The 17,283-nt window shown below is 64.7% G+C and carries 20 protein-coding genes and 2 pseudogenes; 10 read left to right on the top strand and 12 right to left on the bottom strand.

What is annotated here, in order from left to right; translation table 11 throughout:
- Positions 1 to 12 precede the first annotated feature (12 nt).
- Entirely contained in the window at positions 13 to 861 is an 849-nt protein-coding gene (locus NLM15_RS27935; RefSeq protein WP_254120748.1) for a LysR family transcriptional regulator, read from the bottom strand.
- Between the two features lie 102 nt (positions 862 to 963).
- Here NLM15_RS27935 and NLM15_RS27940 point away from each other — a divergent pair, with 102 nt between their 5' ends.
- Positions 964 to 1,956, top strand: a complete 993-nt coding sequence (locus tag NLM15_RS27940) for a zinc-dependent alcohol dehydrogenase family protein (protein WP_305887437.1) — start codon at positions 964 to 966, stop codon at positions 1,954 to 1,956.
- A 140-nt stretch (positions 1,957 to 2,096) separates the two neighbouring features.
- Here the strand turns inward: NLM15_RS27940 and NLM15_RS27945 are convergent, their stop codons facing one another.
- Together NLM15_RS27945 and NLM15_RS27950 are read right to left on the bottom strand one after the other, a co-directional pair.
- On the bottom strand, positions 2,097 to 2,330 hold the full coding sequence (locus tag NLM15_RS27945; RefSeq protein WP_254120750.1) for a hypothetical protein: 234 nt from the start codon (positions 2,328 to 2,330) through the stop codon (positions 2,097 to 2,099).
- Between the two features lie 266 nt (positions 2,331 to 2,596).
- A pseudogene (locus NLM15_RS27950) lies at positions 2,597 to 2,899 on the bottom strand (aldo/keto reductase); the annotation flags it as partial.
- Between the two features lie 2 nt (positions 2,900 to 2,901).
- On the opposite strand from NLM15_RS27950, the pseudogene NLM15_RS27955 reads away from it, so the two are divergent.
- A pseudogene (locus tag NLM15_RS27955) lies at positions 2,902 to 3,000 on the top strand (LysR family transcriptional regulator); the annotation flags it as partial.
- A gap of 15 nt (positions 3,001 to 3,015) precedes the next feature.
- On the opposite strand, the gene NLM15_RS27960 reads toward NLM15_RS27955, so the two are convergent.
- Positions 3,016 to 4,089: a hypothetical protein gene (locus NLM15_RS27960; protein WP_254120752.1), complete on the bottom strand. Its 1,074-nt coding sequence runs from the start codon at positions 4,087 to 4,089 to the stop codon at positions 3,016 to 3,018.
- Between the two features lie 244 nt (positions 4,090 to 4,333).
- Between NLM15_RS27960 and NLM15_RS27965 the strand changes: the two genes are divergently transcribed.
- Entirely contained in the window at positions 4,334 to 5,362 is a 1,029-nt protein-coding gene (locus NLM15_RS27965) for a patatin-like phospholipase family protein (RefSeq protein ID WP_254120754.1), read from the top strand.
- Positions 5,363 to 5,368: 6 nt separating this feature from the next.
- Here NLM15_RS27965 and NLM15_RS27970 read toward each other — a convergent pair whose 3' ends face one another.
- Positions 5,369 to 5,797: a CBS domain-containing protein gene (locus tag NLM15_RS27970; RefSeq protein WP_254120756.1), complete on the bottom strand. Its 429-nt coding sequence runs from the start codon at positions 5,795 to 5,797 to the stop codon at positions 5,369 to 5,371.
- A gap of 188 nt (positions 5,798 to 5,985) precedes the next feature.
- Positions 5,986 to 6,807, bottom strand: coding sequence for a rhomboid family intramembrane serine protease (locus NLM15_RS27975; RefSeq protein WP_375166865.1), 822 nt, complete (start codon positions 6,805 to 6,807; stop codon positions 5,986 to 5,988).
- A 467-nt stretch (positions 6,808 to 7,274) separates the two neighbouring features.
- Between NLM15_RS27975 and NLM15_RS27980 the strand changes: the two genes are divergently transcribed.
- The 3 genes from NLM15_RS27980 (at position 7,275) to NLM15_RS27990 (ending at position 9,423) form a co-directional block, all read left to right on the top strand.
- Positions 7,275 to 7,829, top strand: a complete 555-nt coding sequence (locus tag NLM15_RS27980) for a PAS domain-containing protein (protein ID WP_254120760.1) — start codon at positions 7,275 to 7,277, stop codon at positions 7,827 to 7,829.
- A 63-nt stretch (positions 7,830 to 7,892) separates the two neighbouring features.
- Positions 7,893 to 8,315: a cupin domain-containing protein gene (locus NLM15_RS27985; RefSeq protein WP_254120762.1), complete on the top strand. Its 423-nt coding sequence runs from the start codon at positions 7,893 to 7,895 to the stop codon at positions 8,313 to 8,315.
- Between the two features lie 313 nt (positions 8,316 to 8,628).
- Positions 8,629 to 9,423, top strand: a complete 795-nt coding sequence (locus NLM15_RS27990; protein WP_254120764.1) for a Crp/Fnr family transcriptional regulator — start codon at positions 8,629 to 8,631, stop codon at positions 9,421 to 9,423.
- A 277-nt stretch (positions 9,424 to 9,700) separates the two neighbouring features.
- Here NLM15_RS27990 and NLM15_RS28000 read toward each other — a convergent pair whose 3' ends face one another.
- Together NLM15_RS28000 and NLM15_RS28005 are read right to left on the bottom strand one after the other, a co-directional pair.
- Positions 9,701 to 10,174 carry a phasin gene (locus tag NLM15_RS28000; RefSeq protein ID WP_254120768.1) on the bottom strand — a complete coding sequence of 158 codons (474 nt, stop codon included), beginning with the start codon at positions 10,172 to 10,174 and terminating at the stop codon, positions 9,701 to 9,703.
- A gap of 522 nt (positions 10,175 to 10,696) precedes the next feature.
- The gene (locus tag NLM15_RS28005) at positions 10,697 to 11,083 is read right to left on the bottom strand and encodes a hypothetical protein (RefSeq protein WP_254120770.1); all 387 of its coding nucleotides are present in this window, start codon (positions 11,081 to 11,083) and stop codon (positions 10,697 to 10,699) included.
- Positions 11,084 to 11,230: 147 nt separating this feature from the next.
- Here NLM15_RS28005 and NLM15_RS28010 point away from each other — a divergent pair, with 147 nt between their 5' ends.
- Both NLM15_RS28010 and NLM15_RS28015 read left to right on the top strand, forming a co-directional pair.
- The gene (locus NLM15_RS28010; protein ID WP_254120772.1) at positions 11,231 to 11,737 is read left to right on the top strand and encodes a GNAT family N-acetyltransferase; all 507 of its coding nucleotides are present in this window, start codon (positions 11,231 to 11,233) and stop codon (positions 11,735 to 11,737) included.
- A 126-nt stretch (positions 11,738 to 11,863) separates the two neighbouring features.
- Positions 11,864 to 12,157: a hypothetical protein gene (locus tag NLM15_RS28015; RefSeq protein WP_254120773.1), complete on the top strand. Its 294-nt coding sequence runs from the start codon at positions 11,864 to 11,866 to the stop codon at positions 12,155 to 12,157.
- 78 nt (positions 12,158 to 12,235) lie between these two features.
- Here the strand turns inward: NLM15_RS28015 and NLM15_RS28020 are convergent, their stop codons facing one another.
- Positions 12,236 to 14,188: a DEAD/DEAH box helicase gene (locus NLM15_RS28020; RefSeq protein WP_254120774.1), complete on the bottom strand. Its 1,953-nt coding sequence runs from the start codon at positions 14,186 to 14,188 to the stop codon at positions 12,236 to 12,238.
- Positions 14,189 to 14,448: 260 nt separating this feature from the next.
- On the opposite strand from NLM15_RS28020, the gene NLM15_RS28025 reads away from it, so the two are divergent.
- Together NLM15_RS28025 and NLM15_RS28030 are read left to right on the top strand one after the other, a co-directional pair.
- Positions 14,449 to 15,189, top strand: a complete 741-nt coding sequence (locus tag NLM15_RS28025) for a metallophosphoesterase (protein ID WP_254120776.1) — start codon at positions 14,449 to 14,451, stop codon at positions 15,187 to 15,189.
- A 63-nt stretch (positions 15,190 to 15,252) separates the two neighbouring features.
- Complete coding sequence (locus NLM15_RS28030; protein ID WP_254120778.1) at positions 15,253 to 15,606, top strand: cupin domain-containing protein; 354 nt, start codon at positions 15,253 to 15,255, stop codon at positions 15,604 to 15,606.
- 22 nt (positions 15,607 to 15,628) lie between these two features.
- On the opposite strand, the gene NLM15_RS28035 is transcribed toward NLM15_RS28030, so the two are convergent.
- From NLM15_RS28035 to NLM15_RS28045, 3 genes are all read right to left on the bottom strand, one after another.
- Positions 15,629 to 16,141: a hypothetical protein gene (locus NLM15_RS28035; protein WP_254120779.1), complete on the bottom strand. Its 513-nt coding sequence runs from the start codon at positions 16,139 to 16,141 to the stop codon at positions 15,629 to 15,631.
- A 111-nt stretch (positions 16,142 to 16,252) separates the two neighbouring features.
- Complete coding sequence (locus tag NLM15_RS28040; RefSeq protein ID WP_254120781.1) at positions 16,253 to 16,681, bottom strand: VOC family protein; 429 nt, start codon at positions 16,679 to 16,681, stop codon at positions 16,253 to 16,255.
- A gap of 118 nt (positions 16,682 to 16,799) precedes the next feature.
- A complete protein-coding gene (locus tag NLM15_RS28045) occupies positions 16,800 to 17,282 on the bottom strand; it encodes a DUF5680 domain-containing protein (protein ID WP_254120783.1) in 483 nt (160 codons plus the stop codon).
- Position 17,283 lies beyond the last annotated feature (1 nt).

Raw genomic sequence — 17,283 nt, forward strand, 5'->3', positions numbered from 1 at the left:
GCTACGAGACCATCACGCCAGCTTCTCGATCACGACATCGAGTAGCGCGCTCAGGCGTGCAAGCCGCCTGAGATCGCGGTGATAGCCGACATAGGTGTCGCGGCCGGGCGGCATCGCACCGATGTCGAGCGCGACGAGGCGGCGGTCGCTGTCGCCGAGCGGACGCGGCAGCACGGCGAACCCGCCGCCGCTCGCACAGAGTTCGGCCTGTGCCTGTCTGTTGTTGCTGCGCGAAGCGATCTCCGCATGCGGCAGCGTGCGCTTCAGCCATACGGCATCGGGCATGTCGGCGAATTCGGCATTCATGGCCACGACGCGGATGCCGCTGCCGTCGCCGGCCCGCGGCGGCTTGCTGCCCTTCCTGCCATAGAGCGCGTAGGGAATGTGCAGCAGCTTGCGGGAGATCACCTCGGGCTCGTTGAACGGCTTGATACGGAAGACGAGATCGGCCTCGCGGCGCGGCAGGCTGTAGAGGCGCGCATCGGTCAGGAGCTCGACGGTCACCTTGGGATGGCGCTTGCCGAACGCGGCGATCACCGGAGACAGCATCACCGTCCCGAACCAGTCCGACGACGACAGGCGCAATACACCGTCGAGCTGCGTCTCCGCGCCGGAGGCGTGACGCTGAAGCGCAAGCGCCTCTTCCTCGATCCGCTCCGCGTGGCGCAGCACGGCGGTGCCCTCATCGGTCAGCACGAAACCATCGGCGGTGCGCTGGAACAGCGTCTGTCCCAACGCCGTCTCGAGCGCGCGAAGCCGCCGTCCCATCGTCGGCTGGGTCTGGCCGATCTTTCGCGCGGCAGCCCCGAGCGTGCCTTCGCGCGCAATTGCCAGGAAGATGCGCAGATCGCTCCAGTCCATCCACCCTCTTCATACATAAATGCACGATCATCGTACACTCTTGTTCCTTCCCATGCAAAAATTCATGAGCATATTGGAGGCCGACGACGGAGCAAGACGATCATGACGAGGCCATCGACGATGCGCGCAGCCATCCTGGAGACCCACAACGCGCCATTGCGGCTTTCAACCATCGCCACACCCGACATCAGCCCGCGCGAGGTGCTGGTGCGGGTGCGCGCCAGCGGGGTCAATCCGCTCGACACCAAGATCCACGCGGGTGCTGCGGCGCATGCGCGCCATCCGCTGCCCGCGATCCCCGGGATCGACCTTGCCGGCGTGGTCGAACAGACCGGGCGCGACGTGACGCGGTTCAAACCGGGCGACGAAGTCTATGGCATGACCGGCGGCGTCGGCGGCGTGCAGGGATCGCTGGCCGAATTCGCAGCCGTCGATGCCGACCTGCTGGCGCCCAAGCCCGCCAATCTCAGCATGCGCGAGGCAGCCGCCCTGCCCCTGATCTTCATCACGGCCTGGGAGGGCCTGATCGATCGCGCCGCGCTGAAGGCCGGCCAGAAGGTTTTGATTCATGGCGGTGCGGGCGGCGTCGGCCATGTCGCGATCCAGATCGCGCGCGCCCTCGGGGCAGAGGTGTTCGCGACCGGCTCGGCAGCGCAGCGCGCCACCATCGAAGGCTTTGGCGCTGTATTCATCGACCGCGGCACTGCGGTCGAAGCGTACGTTGCAGAGCATACCGGCGGGCGCGGCTTCGACGTCGTCTACGACACTGTCGGCGGCAAGGTGCTCGATGCATCCTTCGAAGCCGTGCGCCGTTTTGGCCATGTCGTGAGCGCGCTTGGCTGGGGTACGCATGCGCTTGCGCCGCTCTCGTTCCGCGCCGCCAGCTATTCCGGTGTGTTCACGCTGCTGCCGCTGCTGTCAGGCGAAGGCCGCGCGCATCACGGTGAGATCATGACCGAGGCGACGCGCCTCGTTGAGGCCGGCAAGCTGGTGCCGCTGGTCGATAACAGGCGCTTCACGCTTGGGAGTGTGGGCGATGCCTATGCACTGATCAGGGATCACGCCACAAAGGGCAAGCTGGTGGTGGATATCTGAGATCGAAGCTGTAGCCCGGATGAGCGAAGCGACATCCGGGATTCCGCAAGAGCTGTCCCGGGTATCGCCTCGCTCACCCGGGCTACGAAACTGGTCGTCGATGTCTGAGCTTGGCCTGGTAGCCCGGAGCGCGAACGCGGCTAGTCCTCGCTGGACGCCGCGGAGCGATTGCGCAGATAGGCCTGCGACAACAGGAAGAACAATGCGCGCTCGCCATGATATTTCGCGGACGGCCGGGTGCGCTCGAAGCCGCCGGCGAATATCTTGCCGGACTGGTCGCACACCTGCCATCGCCAGCCAAACCGCTTACGCCTGGTGAGGATCACTTCGAACATGCCGACGGGCTTGGTCCCCTGCTCTTGCCGGTCTCGCAAAGCGCGTACGCCTGCTCCGGCCTCCCCCGTTAGACGGATGTCCGACATATAACGCAGCAGGATGGAAAGAGAATAAAATTGATTATCGGAAATGCGTATCTTGCACCGGCTGTGACGAAGTCGCGACGCTTGTGGAATAAGCACGCGCCGCCGGTGTTTCTTATTGCTTCGAATGCTGCCTGGTAGCGCTCGCAAAGGTATTCAAGTCAGAACACAAGTCGGGCACGCCCGGTAAGCGAACGCTCACCGGGCGTTCACGACACCGCTCAGCGGCCGACTCGCGCCTGGAGATGCGCGGGATAGCGGTCGCCCTGCACGGCCACCTTGGCCAGCCCCCCTGCAATTGCAGTCAGATCCGCATCCGACAGCGTCACTGCGGCCGCGCCGAGATTTTCCTCGAGCCGATGCAGCTTGGTGGTGCCGGGGATCGGCACGATCCACGGCTTCTGCGCGAGCAGCCAGGCCAGCGTGATCTGTGCTGGCGTCACCTTCTTCACTGCTGCGATCTCGCCGAGCAGTTCGACAAGCGTCTGGTTTGATTTGCGTGCGCTGGATGAGAAGCGCGGTACGGTGCGCGCCGTTCGCGGGCAATCACCTCTATTACCCGAGCCGGCGACAGCCGACGCCGGCCTTCGCCGTGCTGGTGGAGGCGCTGCGGTATCGGAAGTGAGAAGGCTTGCGGGCGCTAGCGCGCGACGACTTCCACTTCGCCGTCGACGCCGTTGACGACGTTGAAGCCGCGCTCGTAGACCTTGCCCTCGTTCTTGGCGATGGCGCGGTATTCGCCTTCGGAGAGCACGACGCGCGGGAAGGCGCCGATCGATTCCTTGATGACGTCGCCGCCCGGCGTCAGCACCGACCAGGCGGTGTTGGCGAGCGCCTCCCCGCCCCTGTCGCTGACGAGCTTGAGCGTGATCACGGCGGCGCGGTGGGTGATGGTGACGTCGGTGAGCTTGCCGGCCTGGACGCGGATGTCCGAGCGCACCACCGAATTGGCGTCGCCATAGTTGGAGATGATGTAGTAGGTGCCCTCCGGGATCAGCACGACGTCGCCGGCGGCGACGTTCGGCACCAGCGAGGCACGCTCGCCGGACTCGAACTGGCTGCCCTTGTAGATCGCGAACGAGATCTGGTTCTGCGGAATGCGGCTGGTTCCGACGCGGCCCTCGATGCGCAGGCCGCCAGCCGGCAGCACGAAGGATTCGCGGTCGGTCTCGGCCTTGAGGCTGACGGTGCGCACCGCACTGACGAGGCCGAAGGCGACGTGCACGACGTAATTGCCAGGCGGCAGCACGATGTTCGGCGTGGCGTTGCGGTCCTCGCGGATCAGCTTGAAGGTGCCGTTCTCGTCGGGACGGTCGGCGAACACGCGCCAGACCAAGCCGCTGCTGATCGCGGGAGAATCCTTGCCGTATTTTGCGGTCAGCGATAGCACGCCCTGGCCCGGCACGGCCGCGTTGAGCGGCGGGGCCGCCGGCACGGTCGAGACCGCGGGCGGCGGCATGCTGGGTGTATTCGGCTGCATCAGGGTCGGCGGCAGGCTCGGTGGCCCGGCGCCCGGGCCTGAGGGGGGCGCCAGGCTGACGGCGCCGCCGGGATCGGGCACCGAGGCGGGCGGCACCGGCGGCGGACGATCGGAAAAAAGCTGCGCCTGCGCAGCGTTTTGGCCAAGGGTATAGAGGCAGGCAGCAACGATCAGCGTCGGCAGCAGCGATACGCTGCGCCGCCATCCGATGATGCCGTCACCCCCGAGAGTCATGCCACCTGCTTTTCACCGAAAACGCGGCAAATTCAAGCCTCCGACCCCCCAGGAAATACGGCCCCGATAGGTTCTTTGGAACCCGCTTCACGCCCGCATGATTAAAGCAGAGGCAGCCGGAGCTCGCCACACTCCTGCCCCCTGCGTCCCGAACGGTATAAACCATGCTTTGCCCCTGTTCTGGCGGAGTGGAAGTACGGCGCCTACTCTGGTGTGAGGGCTGGCCCGGAGTAGGAGGGTTTCGGTGCTTGATATCTTGAAGGGTCGGGGCGTGAACGGCTCCAATGGCGAGAAGGTCGGTCTTGGCAGCGTCCGACGGCCGGTTATTGGCCTTGCACTCGGCGGTGGCGCGGCGCGCGGCTTTGCCCATATCGGCATCCTCAGGACCCTGGCTGCCAATGGCATCGTACCCGACGTCGTGGTCGGCACCTCGATCGGCGCCGTGGTCGGCGGCCTTCATGCGGCCGGCCGGCTCGATACGCTCGAGGACTGGGGGCGCAGCCTGCAAGGCATGCGCAACATCCTCGGCTATCTCGACATCCGCCTCAACGGCTCCGGCTTGATCGGCGGCGAAAAGCTCGCCACCCGGCTCGAGGAGGCAGTCGGCCAGACCCTGATCGAAGACCTTCCGATCAAGTTCGCCGCCGTCGCGACTGAAGTCCGCACCGGCCACGAGATCTGGCTGACGCGCGGCCGCGTGGTCGAGGCGATGCGCGCCTCCTACGCCCTGCCCGGCATCTTCTCGCCCGTCCTGATCGGTGACCGCTGGCTGGTCGACGGCGCGCTGGTGAATCCCGTGCCGGTCTCGGCCGCGCGCGCGCTCGGCGCCGAAATCGTCATCGCTGCAAATCTTTCCAGCGACATCTTCACCCATTCCACGACGATCTATGCGCACGGCACGGTCCCCGAACCGGACGCGCCCGTGGTCGCGGCGGCACCGGCAAAGCGGCGCTTTCCGCGATTGTTCTCGCCCGAGAAAACCATGAAGCGCGAGTTCTTCGGCGGGGCCGGACGGCCCGGCATCTCCTCGGTGATGGTCGACGCCTTCAACATCATGCAGGACCGCATCACCCGCGCCCGCCTTGCCGGCGATCCACCCGATCTCCTGATCACGCCGCGGGTCGGCCAGTTCGGCTGGTTCGACTTCCACCGCTCCGAGGATCTGATCGCGCACGGTACGCGCGCCGCCGAGCGCGCGCTGGAATCGATCCAGGAGGCAATCCATGTGCTGGCGCCGGCGCCCGCGGGCACCGCGCCGACAGCGAACGAGTGACGCCGGTCAGGCGGTCTTGATGTAGTCGCGCAGGGCTTCCTGCTCGTTCTCGTATTCCTGGACGCGGCGCTTGACGATGTCGCCGATCGAGATCAGGCCGACCACCTTGCCGTTGTCGACGACGGGCAGATGGCGGAACTTGCCGGTGGTCATCGTCTCCATGAGCTCGGCGACCGTGTCGGTCTCCTTGCAGGTCACGACCTTGCGGGTCATGACCTGAGAGACTGGCTCCTCCAACGCGCCGGCGCCGCGCTCGCCGATCACGCGCACGATGTCGCGCTCGGACAGGATGCCTTCGAGGCGGCTCTGGTTCATCACCAGCACTGCGCCGATCTTCTTCTCGCCGAGCAGCTTGACCGCAGCAGCCAGTTTGGCGTCGGGCTCGACGCTCATGATCTGGTGGCCCTTGGCGTTGAGAATGGAACGTACCGTCATTGTCGCCTCCTGAATCGGATCCGTCCGCTCTTCGCGGTCCGGACTTGTTCTTCGAGTCTTCAACTAACAGTTTAGGCGCCGGTTTCGCGCTCGGGCGCTTTGCGAAGCATTGCCGCTAGCGGCTTGTCGCTTCGGAACATTCTTCTCGGGAATGATGGATGAATTCGGGCGGCGTCGCAAGCGCCGCTTCAAATTCGGTCTGAAACGTCCTGTGATGACGCATCCGCAGCATCGTTTCGCACGCGCGGCACGGGATCGAACAGCGCGAACAGCAGAAGGCCTGCGAAGAAGCCGCCGATATGGGCCTGCCAGGCGACGCTCGTGGTTTCGGAGTCCACGCCGATGGCGCCGACGCCGAAGATGATGTTGACGCCGAACCAGACCGCGAGGAAGCCGACCACGCGCCCGTCGCGCAGCGCGCGCGACAGCGGCAGCGCCGGAACCCGCGCGGCGGTATCGGCGTCCGATCGGTTGAACGACAGGAAGCTGCCGCGAACAAACGCAAAGCGGATCGCCGCCGCCATCGCGCCGGACACCGAGGCCGAGGCGCCGATCATCGGCGCCACCGCGTGCTCATGGGTGACGAGATGGGCGAGCGCGCCGGCGGCCGCCGTCACCGCCAGAAAGAGGAAGAACCTGATCGCGCCAAAGCGCCGGGCCAGCGCGCTGCCGAACGGCAGCAGCCACAGCACGTTGAAGCCAAGATGGGTCAGATTGGCGTGCAGCAGCGAATAGGTGACGAAAGTCCAGACCTTGGCGCCGGCCCCACCGGGGATCTGCAAATTGAGCAGCGAGGAATCGTAGCGCTTCGGGATGAAGCCGAAGACGTCGACGGTCCAGTTCTCGATCTCCGGCGGCAGCAGCATCCGCAGATGGATCACCGCCAGCAGGATGATGTAGGCGGTCAGCGCGACCGGCAGCGTCAGGATCGGCTCGCGCGGAGGCTCCCCGACAACAGCCGGCATGTCCGGTCGAGGATCTTGCGGCGGAGAATCTTGCGGGGAATCCAAGGCAGCTTCGCTTTCAGGCGCGATCGGAGCGACGGGCTTAACGACAGGTCTTGGAGATAGTCGCCTTTGCCGGCCTAGCGCAAGTGCACAAAAGGAAAAGGCAGGGCCCTGGGAAAGCCCTGCCTGTCCGTGTCGGTCTTCCGGTACCCAGAGGAATAAGGTGTATCCCCACCCCTCCCCGCGGCCCGTGACCAAACTGTTTGACGCCCGTGTACAGGCCCCGCCGAGAACCTGGATGAAAGCGGCGAGGCTTGCGACCGCGATCACCATACCAGCGGGGCTTGGGACGGAAAGCCCATAGTTAATTTAACGTTAACGACGCAAAGACGGCCTCCAGGGGTGCGAAAACGCCTCCACGGCATGGACGCTGCAAATCCCCTCCTGCACAACAACGAAAGGGATCGCGGGTGCACTGAAGCGGGACAGGTTTGTCCCGTGAAGTAGCGCCCCGGGGTAAGCGTTCAGTCATGAAACATCCGTCGAGCCGCGCATTCTTCGCTTATTGGGACAAGAAGCGCGGCACTGCGCGGGCCCCTGATCGGGCCGATATCGATCCGGCCGCGGTCCGCGGCCTGCTCGGCGACATCTTCGTGCTGTCCTGCGAACAAAACCTCGGCTTCCCGTTCCGCGTCGCCGGCACGCGCGTCTGCGCGCTCGCGGGGCTCGACCTCAAGGACCAGAGCTTCGCGGCGATGTTCACCGAGGCCAGCCGCAGCGAGATCGAGGAGATCACCACCATCGTCGCCGACGAGACGTTAGGTGCGATCGCCGGCATCACCGCCGCGCGCGAAGACGGCAGCAAGGCGCATCTCGAGTTGCTGCTGCTGCCCTTCAACGCCCGCCCGCATACGCCGGTGAGTGTCACGGGCGTGCTCGCACCGTTCGACGACGAATGCGGCGCGTTGTCTGCATTCGCCCTCACCTCCTGGCGCTATCTGCACCAGCCGGAGAAGCTGCTGCCGCGCGCGATCCGCAAATTGCAGATCGCACGCGGGCTGATGGTGTATGAGGGGCTGAGGTAATTTTCGCTCCGATGTGGGCGAACGGCGCGACCTGGATGCAGCCTCTCACCGGATGACACAGCCATGTCCGACATGATCGATTTCGGTACGCTTCAGCTCCGCTTCCTGCACAGCAAGGATGACACCGGCGGCAGCGTCGACATCTTCGAAATGACGTTGCAGCCGAATGCGCGCATGCCGATTCCGCACTATCACGACCGCTGGGACGAAACCATCTACGGGCTGTCCGGCGTATCGACCTGGACGATCGACGGCAAGCAGAACGATCTCGGCCCCGGAGAATCGGTCTTCATCAAGCGCGGCATCGTGCACGGCTTCACCAACCGTTCGACGGGACCGGCAACATGCCTGTGCATCCTGAGCCCCGGGGTGCTGGGCCCGCAATATTTCACGGAGATGGCCGCACTCCTGTCGGCCGGCGCGCCACCCGATCCCGCGAAGATGAAAGAGACGATGCTGCGCTACGGACTGGTACCGGCTGCGTGAGCAAGGCTTGCAGCGCCGGCTGATCGCGTAGCCATCTGCCCGCTGCAAATCGCACGCGGGCTGATGGTGCATGAGGGGTTGAGGAAGAGCACCGCTCGTGCCGTGCGCGCAGCGCGTGCAAACGGCCCGATCATTCTCGCCCGATCAGATCTCGGATCAGCGCGCCGGCGCGCTGACTTGCGATCCACCAGTGGAACCTTAACTGCTATCGTGCGTTTTCCTGTCTGCCGGGCAAGTGTCTGCACGGCAACGCGGCTCGGCCGGAGACGATGCATTCGCTCGCCGCCGGGCCTCCGTCGAGGGACCATTCCCCGTGATGGAGCACGCGACCAGAGTTGGTAATCGCCTGTTAGCTGCGTTACCGCCGGCCGACTTCGCCTTGCTCGCACCGCATCTGCGGAAAGTGCCTCTTCCACACGACGCAGTCCTGGTCCGGTCGGGCGACCGGATCGAACACCTTTACTTTCCCTGCAGCGGCGCGGTCGCCTTCATCATGGAGTTGCCGAACGGACAGACGGCCGCAACCGCCGTCATCGGCAACGATGGTGCCGTCGGCCTCATGACGGCGCTCGGCCCCCTCCGCTCACCCATGACGGCGGTCGTCCGCGTCGCCGGCACCGCATTGCAAGTCTCGCCCGCGCGGTTTCAGACGGCGCTCGAACGCAGTCCCGCCATCAGAAGGTTGGTTCAGATTCTCACCAGGGCGCTGATGACCCAAGTCCAGCACGTCGCGGCCTGCAACGCGCTGCACTCCGTCGAAGCCCGCCTGGCCCGCTGGCTGCTTCACATTCACGATCGGACGGAGGGCAGCAGTGATGCCCTGCCCCTGACGCAGGAGACGCTGTCGGAACTGCTCGGCGTCCGGCGCACCACCGTCACGCACATCGTGAGCGCACTTCGCGCGTCAAGGGCCCTGAAATCCAGCCGGCGCGGCCAACTCGAAATCGACAGGCAGCGGCTCGAGATCGTCGCATGCGAGTGCTACAAGGTGATGAGCCGCCGGATCGATCGGATCGTTTCGCAGGATGCCGTCAGGCTGCTTCACGCCGCGCCGGCCCGCAACGGCTGCCCGCCCCCGGACTTCCCGTTCGCCAAGACCGATTCATAGACCCAGGCCTCCTTGGCAAACCACTCGTGCGTCGCCGCGCACATCCCGCAATATGTGCGCGAAAAGAACACTGCACTGCATCGAAATCGTTCGCGATCCATCTCGATCCCGGTCGAAATGGCGCGGCCCGTTTCCGGGCATTTGATCATCACCATACCCATCTGATTTCCTCCAGCTTGGCATCAGCTCGCGGCAAGGTCTGGCCGCCACCGGCTGGACGGCGTCTCTTCTGACGAAGACGCTCGTCCAGCCGATCCACGCGGCCGTTAGCCTCGATTCAAGCAGCCCTATGCAGAACCCGGTTGAAGCTCTTCTTGATCGGCTCGGCCGTTTCGGTCGCGACCTTCTGGGCAAGGTCCCAAAGCTCCCGATTCTGGCCAGAAGCCACTTCAAAGGTCTTGCGGCTGTGGGTGGTGGAGAGGTTCACGACATCGGCAAACGATCTCGCATTCGCCAGCTGGGACAGGAATTCCAGCGTGGAGCTGGTATTGACGTTCGATATTTCAATGACCTTGGTGCCGTAATCGGCGGCACGCGTGGCACTGGTCGACCAGGCTTCGCGGAGAGCTTCGCTGATCTCCTCGGAAGCCACCTTCATCTGCTCGAAATTCGCCTTGGCCCGCGCGGCGCGTTGCTCGGCGAGATCGCCGAAGATCGCCTGGATGTTGAAAAATGGCATACCGAACTTGAGCTTTGCATCACCATTCGGCGGAGTGGCATTCGTCTCCGCTTTCACATTGGCATCGTTCATCGTCATTCATCCTTTCACGCGAAACCAGATAATGGATTGAAGACTCCCCGAAGCTCCCTGGTGCGGGCCGCACCGGGAAACCAGTGCCCCTACTCTCAAAACGGAGGGATGCTGTTGCCGATGTGATGCTCTCGCCCCCGCCGGAGCCAACTATGACCAACTAAAGTCGGGCCTTCGGTTCGCTTTCGGACTCTCGACTTGAATAAATTCGACTCAAGCGACGAAGCGACACAGGCGGCGTATTTACGTCTTTCAAGTTGCCGCAATGACCTCTACCAACTTGAGATCAGCTTCGGAGACGCCGGTATCCGTAGCTTCCTCCGGTTGCGCGGCCAGGACTTGCCCGTTTCCAGATAGCGCCCCTGTTGCTGGTTGGCTGCAGTTGATGGACCGCTTGCAGCGCACCGCCTTGAACGATACTTCGTATCGCCACAAAGCGCTGCGCTGCGTCCGGGGCACGAGACCGGTGGCGTCTCGTCGAATGTCAGACGCCACCTCGCGTTCCCGCGGCGGATTGTCCGCTCACGGCATCGCCAGATGCCAGGCGCCGTTCAAAAAGCCGTCGCCGGTGATGTCGCCGGGCTTCTGGTCCTTGGCGAAGGTGTAGAGCGGCTTGCCCTTGTAGGCCCACTGCCTGGATCCGTCGTCGCGCGTGATGACGGTGTAGCCGTCGGCCGCGGCATCGCTCGCCTCGGCCTTCAGCACGGGCCAGTTTGTCGCACACGGTCCGTTGCAGGCCGACTTGCCGTCCGCATCCTTGTCGAAGGTGTAGAGCGTCATGCCCTTGGCGTCGGTGAGCACGTTGCCCTTGTCGGTCTTGCCGGTCTTGGTCGGCGGCGCGGCGTAGGCGGCGGGAACGATCGCGAGCGATAGCGCGAGCGAGAGCGCAAGGCGGATCGAGGACGTCATGGTATCTCCTGTCATGCAATTGGCTTGCATGGGGTAGGACGCCGCGCGACGCTTCGTATTCCTCGGACGGCGGCAAAGATATTTTTCGCTGCGCGCAGCGTCGCGGCGGAATAAACTGGAATGATTGAGACCGACCAACAGATTGACATGAGCAAGCCGCATTGGCGTTCCGCGCGCGCCTCCGACCTGATGGCGATCAGCGCGATAGCAGCGCGGATCCATCCTGATCTTCCTGAGAGCCCCGACGTGTTCGCGGAGAAGATGCGGCTCTATCCCGATGGCTGCCGCGTGCTCATCGCCGACGACGAGATCGCCGGCTACGGACTGGCGCATCCCTGGAAGCAGCACCGGATTCCGCCGCTCAACCGCTTCCTCGAACGGTTGCCCGATGATGCGGATTGTCTCTACGTGCACGACGTTGCCGTGCTGCCTGATTTCCGCGGCGGCGTTGCGCGCGCTTATGTTGCAACGACCGAGGAGCTGGCGCGCGCCTCACGCATCGCAACGCTCGCGCTGGTCTCGGTCTACGCCACGCGGCCGTTGTGGGAACGTCTCGGCTTCCAGCCCGTCACGGCGGACGCGGAACTGCGCGCAAAGCTCGCATCCTACGGCGAAGGCGCGACCTACATGCTCCGCGACCTCGCTGCGACGTAACGCCCCCTGCCCTGCGCCCCGGCTCACGCGGGCGTGAAGCGTGGCACTCGAACCGGTTTTAGCCAGCCTCCGTCGAAGAACTGTGCGGACCGTTCTGGTCTCGCCAAACGAGACTGGAGAATTTCCATGAAACTCACATTGTCGAAAGTTGCTTTGATTGCATTCGTTGCGACGACGGCGTTCAGCGCAACCAGTGCCAACGCTGCGCAGTTCCGGACCTACGGCTGCGATTCCGCTTTCTTCGAGGGCTGCGGCCTTCTGATCGAGATGCCGACCCCGGTTGGCAGAAGCCGCGTCAACCTCACTCACGACACCTCACCCACCTACATGAAGCAGACCGATCCCCGCTACAGCTCGGCGATGCGTGATGCCGGCGGTGGTGGCGGCGGTGGTGGTGGTGGTGGCGGCGGTGGCCGCTGATCCCGCACCTGATTTTTCCGATGATGTCGCCGGTGCGATCCGGCGGCATCATTGTTGTCGACGTTGATCGCCGGCAGTTCAGCCGCGATGCTTTTTCTTCTTCGGCTTCTTTCCCGGCGCGCCCTTCACCGGCCACGGCGTGACCGAAGGCTCGGCGTGGCCCGGCTTGTTCTTGTGCTTCTTTTTCTTTCCGAACGCCGGGGCATCGTCGAATTTCGGCGCGCGCTCGCCGTGAGGCTTGCCGCGTGGCTTGAATCCACCCGCGTCGCGCGTGCGATCGCCCTGACGTTCACGATGGTCGCTGTCGCGGGCCTCGCGCCGAGGTGCCTCGAACCGCTCTTCTGACGGCGCCTGCCGCTGCGGCGCATCCGCCATCGGCTCGATGCGAATGCTGTCTTCCTTGTCCGGTCGCTTGATCTTGACGGCGAAGGAGTCCGCGACCCGCTCGGAGATCTCGAACTCGGTAGTCGTGTCCATGATCTTGATGGCGCCGATGTCGCGCTTGTCGATCCCGCCGCGGCGGCAGATCATCGGCAGCAGCCAGCGCGCCTCCGCATTCTTGCGCCGTCCGATCGCGGCGCGAAACCAGACGCTCGCCTCCGCCATGCCGTGTTTCGAGGACGCTTTGCCGGACTTCGGTCGCACCTTCCCGGGACGATCGTCGCCGCCCTCGCCCTGAAACCTGTCACGGCCGCGATCGTCGCGCGGCCGGCTGCTTCGCTCACCGGGATCGATGATGTCCTCGGGCGACGGCAGCCGCGCGCGATAGAGCCGCGCGAGCGCGGCGGCGATGTCCTCAGCCGACCGTTCGGCCAGCAATGCCTGCGCCAGCGCCAGATCGTCGGCGGTGGTCTCCTCGGTGAACAGCACGTCCTTCATGCGGTCGTGATCGAGCTTGCGGATTTCCTCCGCCTGCGGCGCCGTGCCCCAGACAGCGTCGATGCCCGAGAGATTGAGCAGCAGCTCCGCGCGCCGCCGCCGGGCGGGCGGCACCAGGAGGACGCTTGTCCCCTTGCGGCCGGCACGCCCGGTGCGGCCCGAGCGATGCTGCATGACCTCGGCGTCGTTGGGCAGGTCGGCATGAATGACGAGATCGAGGCTCGGCAAATCGATGCCGCGGGCGGCAACGTCGGTCGCGACGCAAACGCGGGCGCGTCCGTCCCGCAGCGACTGCAGCGCCATGGTGCGCTCGTTCTGGGTCAATTCACCCGACAAGGCGACGACAGAGAAGCCGCGCTCCAGCAGCGCCGCCTGCAAATGCCTGACGTGATCGCGTGTGCTGCAGAACACCAGCGCGCTCGGCGCCTCATAGAAGCGCAGCACGTTGACGACCGCGTGCTCGGCATCGGCGGGCGCGATCCGGATCGCGCGGTACTCGATGTCGGCGTGACCGCCCTCGTCGCCGGCGACCTCGATCCGGAACGCCTGCTGCTGGTACTGCTTGGCCAGCGCGACGATGCCGCGCGGAAAGGTCGCCGAGAACAGCAGGGTGCGACGCGTGTCCGGCGTGGTCTCGAGGATGAACTCCATGTCCTCGCGAAAACCGAGATTGAGCATCTCGTCGGCCTCGTCGAGGACGACCACCTTCAATTCCGAGATGTCGAGACGGCCGCGGCGCAAATGATCGCACAACCGGCCGGGCGTACCGACGACGATGTGAGCGCCGGCCGCAAGCTCGCGCTGCTCGCGGCGCGGATCCATGCCGCCGACACAGGAGACGACGCGGCCGCCCGCATGTCCGTAAAGCCAGGCGAGCTCGCGCTGGACCTGCAAGGCAAGCTCCCGGGTCGGCGCGACGATCAGGGCAAGCGGCGCTGCGGCCTGCTCGAACCGCTCGGCGTCACCGAACAGATCCTTGGCCATGGCCAGACCATAAGCGAGCGTCTTGCCGGAGCCGGTCTGGGCCGAAACCAGCAGGTCGCGGCCGGCGGCATCGTCCGCGAGCACGGCGAGCTGAACAGGGGTCGGAGAATCGTAGTTGCGCTCGGCCAAAGCTCGGGCGAGCGGCGGGGTCAGGGCCGGGAAAGACACGAGATGGAAAACCTTGGTTAATTCAGGCGCGGAACGGTGAACCGGCAGACCTGAGCTGCATGCGCGGCAAACGGCCCGGCCGCACGCTGGATTGATCAGGGCGCTCTTTACGCCAAGTGCTCTGAAATCACCATACCTGTGATGCATGGCTTGGCGAAAAGAGCCGCGCCTCAGAGGTTGCAGCGGATTTTTTTGGCCACCTCGATTAACCTGAAGCGCAATTGGACGAAGTTCAGGCCGAGGGTCGTGGGAGCACAACGATGCGATTGGCAGTCATTTCCGATATCCACGGCAACCTTGCTGCCTTGGAGGCCGTGCTGGCCGACATCAAGGTGCGTGGCGTCGATAGCACGGTCAATCTGGGTGATTGCGTCACCAGCCCTTTGTGGCCGCGAGAGACGTTCGAGGCACTCCAATCGCTATCGTTACCAACCGTGCGCGGAAACCATGACCGCTGGATTGAGGAATTTCCAGAAGACAGGCTTTCGTCGGCAGGCCGGTTTGCGCGTCACGCATTGACTCCGGAGCAACGTCTCGCACTCCACAGCTTGCCTGCCCAGCTGCGGCTGGAGGACGGGATTTTGGCCTGCCATGGCACGCCCGATGACGATACGACGTGCCTGCTGGAAGAATCGCTCGACGACGGCCGCTTTGTGCCAGCGGGCCGCGACGTGCTGGCAACGCGCCTCAAGAGCGAGCCAACGGCGCGTGTCGTCCTGTGTGGTCACAGCCACCGCCAGGCGGCTGTTCATGGACCGGGCGAGTGTCTGGTTCTCAATCCGGGGAGTGTTGGTTGCCCCGTGTTCGCGGACATTCCTTTTGCCGCAAAGCTGGAATACCGCTCGCCTCACGCCCGCTATGCGATCATCACGAAACGAATGAGGGGCTGGCAGGTCGAGATGCTGGCCCTGGAATACGATTGGAAAGCCGCATCGGCGCAGGCGCTCGCCAACGGCCGTCCGGATTGGGCGCAGGCCATGTTATCCGGACATGTCAAATAGCCGGCCTTGCCGCGCCGGCCATTCGATCCCAAATCGTGCTCACGACAGAGCAACGGGGGAAACATGGCCGACAGCATATCACTTGCCGACAAGCTCGCGACCTTCGAGGACCATTGGTCGCCGCGCACAGTCACGACCTTCAACGATTGCGACGTGATGGTGGTGAAGGTGAAGGGCGAATTCACCTGGCACAAGCACGACGACACCGACGATTTCTTTCTCGTCCTGAAGGGCCGCCTAGACATCGAGTTGCGGGACCGCACCGTGACGCTCGGTCCGGGCGAGGTCTACGTCGTTCCCAAGGGTGTCGAGCATCGCCCGGTGGCACGCGAAGAGGTTCACCTCATGCTGATCGAGCCGACCGGCACGCCGAATACTGGCGACAAGGCCACTGCCGCAGCGCGAAAGCTCGCGTAGAGGCAACGCGCATAGCCCGGATCTAATCCCTCGACGTAGCCAGCCTGCTGAAGCTGCCGACCAGCTTGGCTCTCGCCCGCGCAACAGCGTCCTTCGCCGCGCGGGTCAGAGCGCGGATGGCGCGCCAGGCCTCGGTCGCCTGTAGCCATGCCTTCATCTCGGTGAACTTGCCGTACGCCCAGGCGAAAGCCGGAATCTTCATCAGCTTGTCGCGCGTGAGATGGAACAGGCGCTCGACCAGCACGAGCTTGAGCAGTTCGCCGATGATGAAGGTCACAGCGCCGCCTACGATCTGACCGGTTGCGGCGAGGTATGCTGCCACCGGCTTGATCGGCTCCAGAATGATGACGGGTACGGAAAACAGGGCGAGCGAGGGATAAGGCGAAAGCGACCTGATCCAGGCGCGCAAGCGCCTGAATTCGAAATGCCGGCCGATCCAGCGGGCTACCGGCCTCGCCACGGTCATGAAGACCGCATCCACCAGGAAGTAGATGGCGGCCAGGATGTAAGTGACGGGTTTCAGGATTCGCTTCACGATACCTCTCCCGCCAACTGTAAGCCGAAACCAGGGGCCTAAGTTTCACCTCGGCGTGAATAAGTCGCGGATTCCCGGTGGAACTTTTTGGGCATCGCCGGTCACCGCGTTTCAGATCTCCGCGTAGACCTCCAGAAGATTGCCGTCGGGATCGCGGAAGAACAGCGTCCGATGCCCGAACGACTGGTCCGTCGGCGCTGAGAGCAGCGCCACGCCCTGCCGCACGAGTTCGTCGGCGCAGGCATCGACCTCGGCCGCGGACACCCTGAAGGCCAGTTGCAGCGAGGCGCTGCCCGCCGGCGTCGGCGCGTCAGCCGCGGTCCGGCTCGGTCGTGCCAGCGCCAGCGTGTTGCTGCCCAGGCTGTACTCGATCCAGTTCGGCGAGAGCTCGCGCTGCAGCGGAAAGGCAAGCACGTCCTCGTAGAAGCGGCGCATCGCCACCATGTCGCGCACGAAGATGACGGTGTAGTCGATCGCGCGAATAGCGTGGAAGGGCGAGCGGGCGCGGGGGTTGGGTCCGGGTGTTTGTTGGTTTGTCATCTCGTCCTTCATTCCAAACCCGGACCCGTAGCCCGCATGAGCGAAGCGACATGCGGGAACGCTTCATCCACAAACACCCGGATATCGCTGCGCTCATCCGGGCTACAAGACCGGAGCCTTACCGCAGCAAGCCGCCACTATAGCGCAGCTCGTAGAGCGGTGCGCCATCATGCCGGGAGATCGTCTCGATGCCGTTGAAGCGATCGAGGCCTCCTTCGACCTCGTTGCGGTAGACCATGCCCGCCTGCTCGAACAGGCGCGGCCCCCGGTAAGGCTCCGCGGCGCTCACGCCCAGCAGGGCGCGGCGCAGGAATTTGTAGACCTCGAGCTGCGTGGGCCGATCCGTGATCTCCGCGCGGGCGCCGCCGCTGTAGCTCATCGACCAGACGGCGCGGTCATCTCGTGACACCGTCTCCTGCCCGACGAAAAATCCCATCCCGAAGTAGATGTCGCGATAGGCATAAGGGGGCGCGCGATGCTCGAGCTGTTTTGAGCCAGCGAGCAGCGGCGCGGGCACCGTCGCGTCGTCGTCCAGTCCCGCATAGGTGCGCCGCTTGGCTTCGACCAGAAACGCCGCAAGGTCGTGGGGGATGGATGGCATC

Source organism: Bradyrhizobium sp. CCGB20, from assembly GCF_024199855.1.
Taxonomy (GTDB): Bacteria; Pseudomonadota; Alphaproteobacteria; order Rhizobiales; family Xanthobacteraceae; genus Bradyrhizobium.

What these genes read in the sequence shown, in the direction of transcription:
- NLM15_RS27980 (WP_254120760.1), top strand. Translation starts at nt 7,275, where the DNA reads ATGAAACATCCGTCGAGCCGCGCATTCTTCGCTTATTGGGACAAGAAG.
- NLM15_RS27985 (WP_254120762.1), top strand. Translation starts at nt 7,893, where the DNA reads ATGTCCGACATGATCGATTTCGGTACGCTTCAGCTCCGCTTCCTGCAC.
- NLM15_RS27940 (WP_305887437.1), top strand. Translation starts at nt 964, where the DNA reads ATGACGAGGCCATCGACGATGCGCGCAGCCATCCTGGAGACCCACAAC.
- NLM15_RS27935 (WP_254120748.1), bottom strand. Translation starts at nt 861, where the DNA reads ATGGACTGGAGCGATCTGCGCATCTTCCTGGCAATTGCGCGCGAAGGC.
- NLM15_RS28045 (WP_254120783.1), bottom strand. Translation starts at nt 17,282, where the DNA reads ATGCCATCCATCCCCCACGACCTTGCGGCGTTTCTGGTCGAAGCCAAG.
- NLM15_RS28040 (WP_254120781.1), bottom strand. Translation starts at nt 16,681, where the DNA reads ATGACAAACCAACAAACACCCGGACCCAACCCCCGCGCCCGCTCGCCC.
- NLM15_RS28000 (WP_254120768.1), bottom strand. Translation starts at nt 10,174, where the DNA reads ATGAACGATGCCAATGTGAAAGCGGAGACGAATGCCACTCCGCCGAAT.
- NLM15_RS28005 (WP_254120770.1), bottom strand. Translation starts at nt 11,083, where the DNA reads ATGACGTCCTCGATCCGCCTTGCGCTCTCGCTCGCGCTATCGCTCGCG.
- NLM15_RS27970 (WP_254120756.1), bottom strand. Translation starts at nt 5,797, where the DNA reads ATGACGGTACGTTCCATTCTCAACGCCAAGGGCCACCAGATCATGAGC.
- NLM15_RS28010 (WP_254120772.1), top strand. Translation starts at nt 11,231, where the DNA reads ATGAGCAAGCCGCATTGGCGTTCCGCGCGCGCCTCCGACCTGATGGCG.
- NLM15_RS27960 (WP_254120752.1), bottom strand. Translation starts at nt 4,089, where the DNA reads ATGACTCTCGGGGGTGACGGCATCATCGGATGGCGGCGCAGCGTATCG.
- NLM15_RS28015 (WP_254120773.1), top strand. Translation starts at nt 11,864, where the DNA reads ATGAAACTCACATTGTCGAAAGTTGCTTTGATTGCATTCGTTGCGACG.
- NLM15_RS28030 (WP_254120778.1), top strand. Translation starts at nt 15,253, where the DNA reads ATGGCCGACAGCATATCACTTGCCGACAAGCTCGCGACCTTCGAGGAC.
- NLM15_RS28025 (WP_254120776.1), top strand. Translation starts at nt 14,449, where the DNA reads ATGCGATTGGCAGTCATTTCCGATATCCACGGCAACCTTGCTGCCTTG.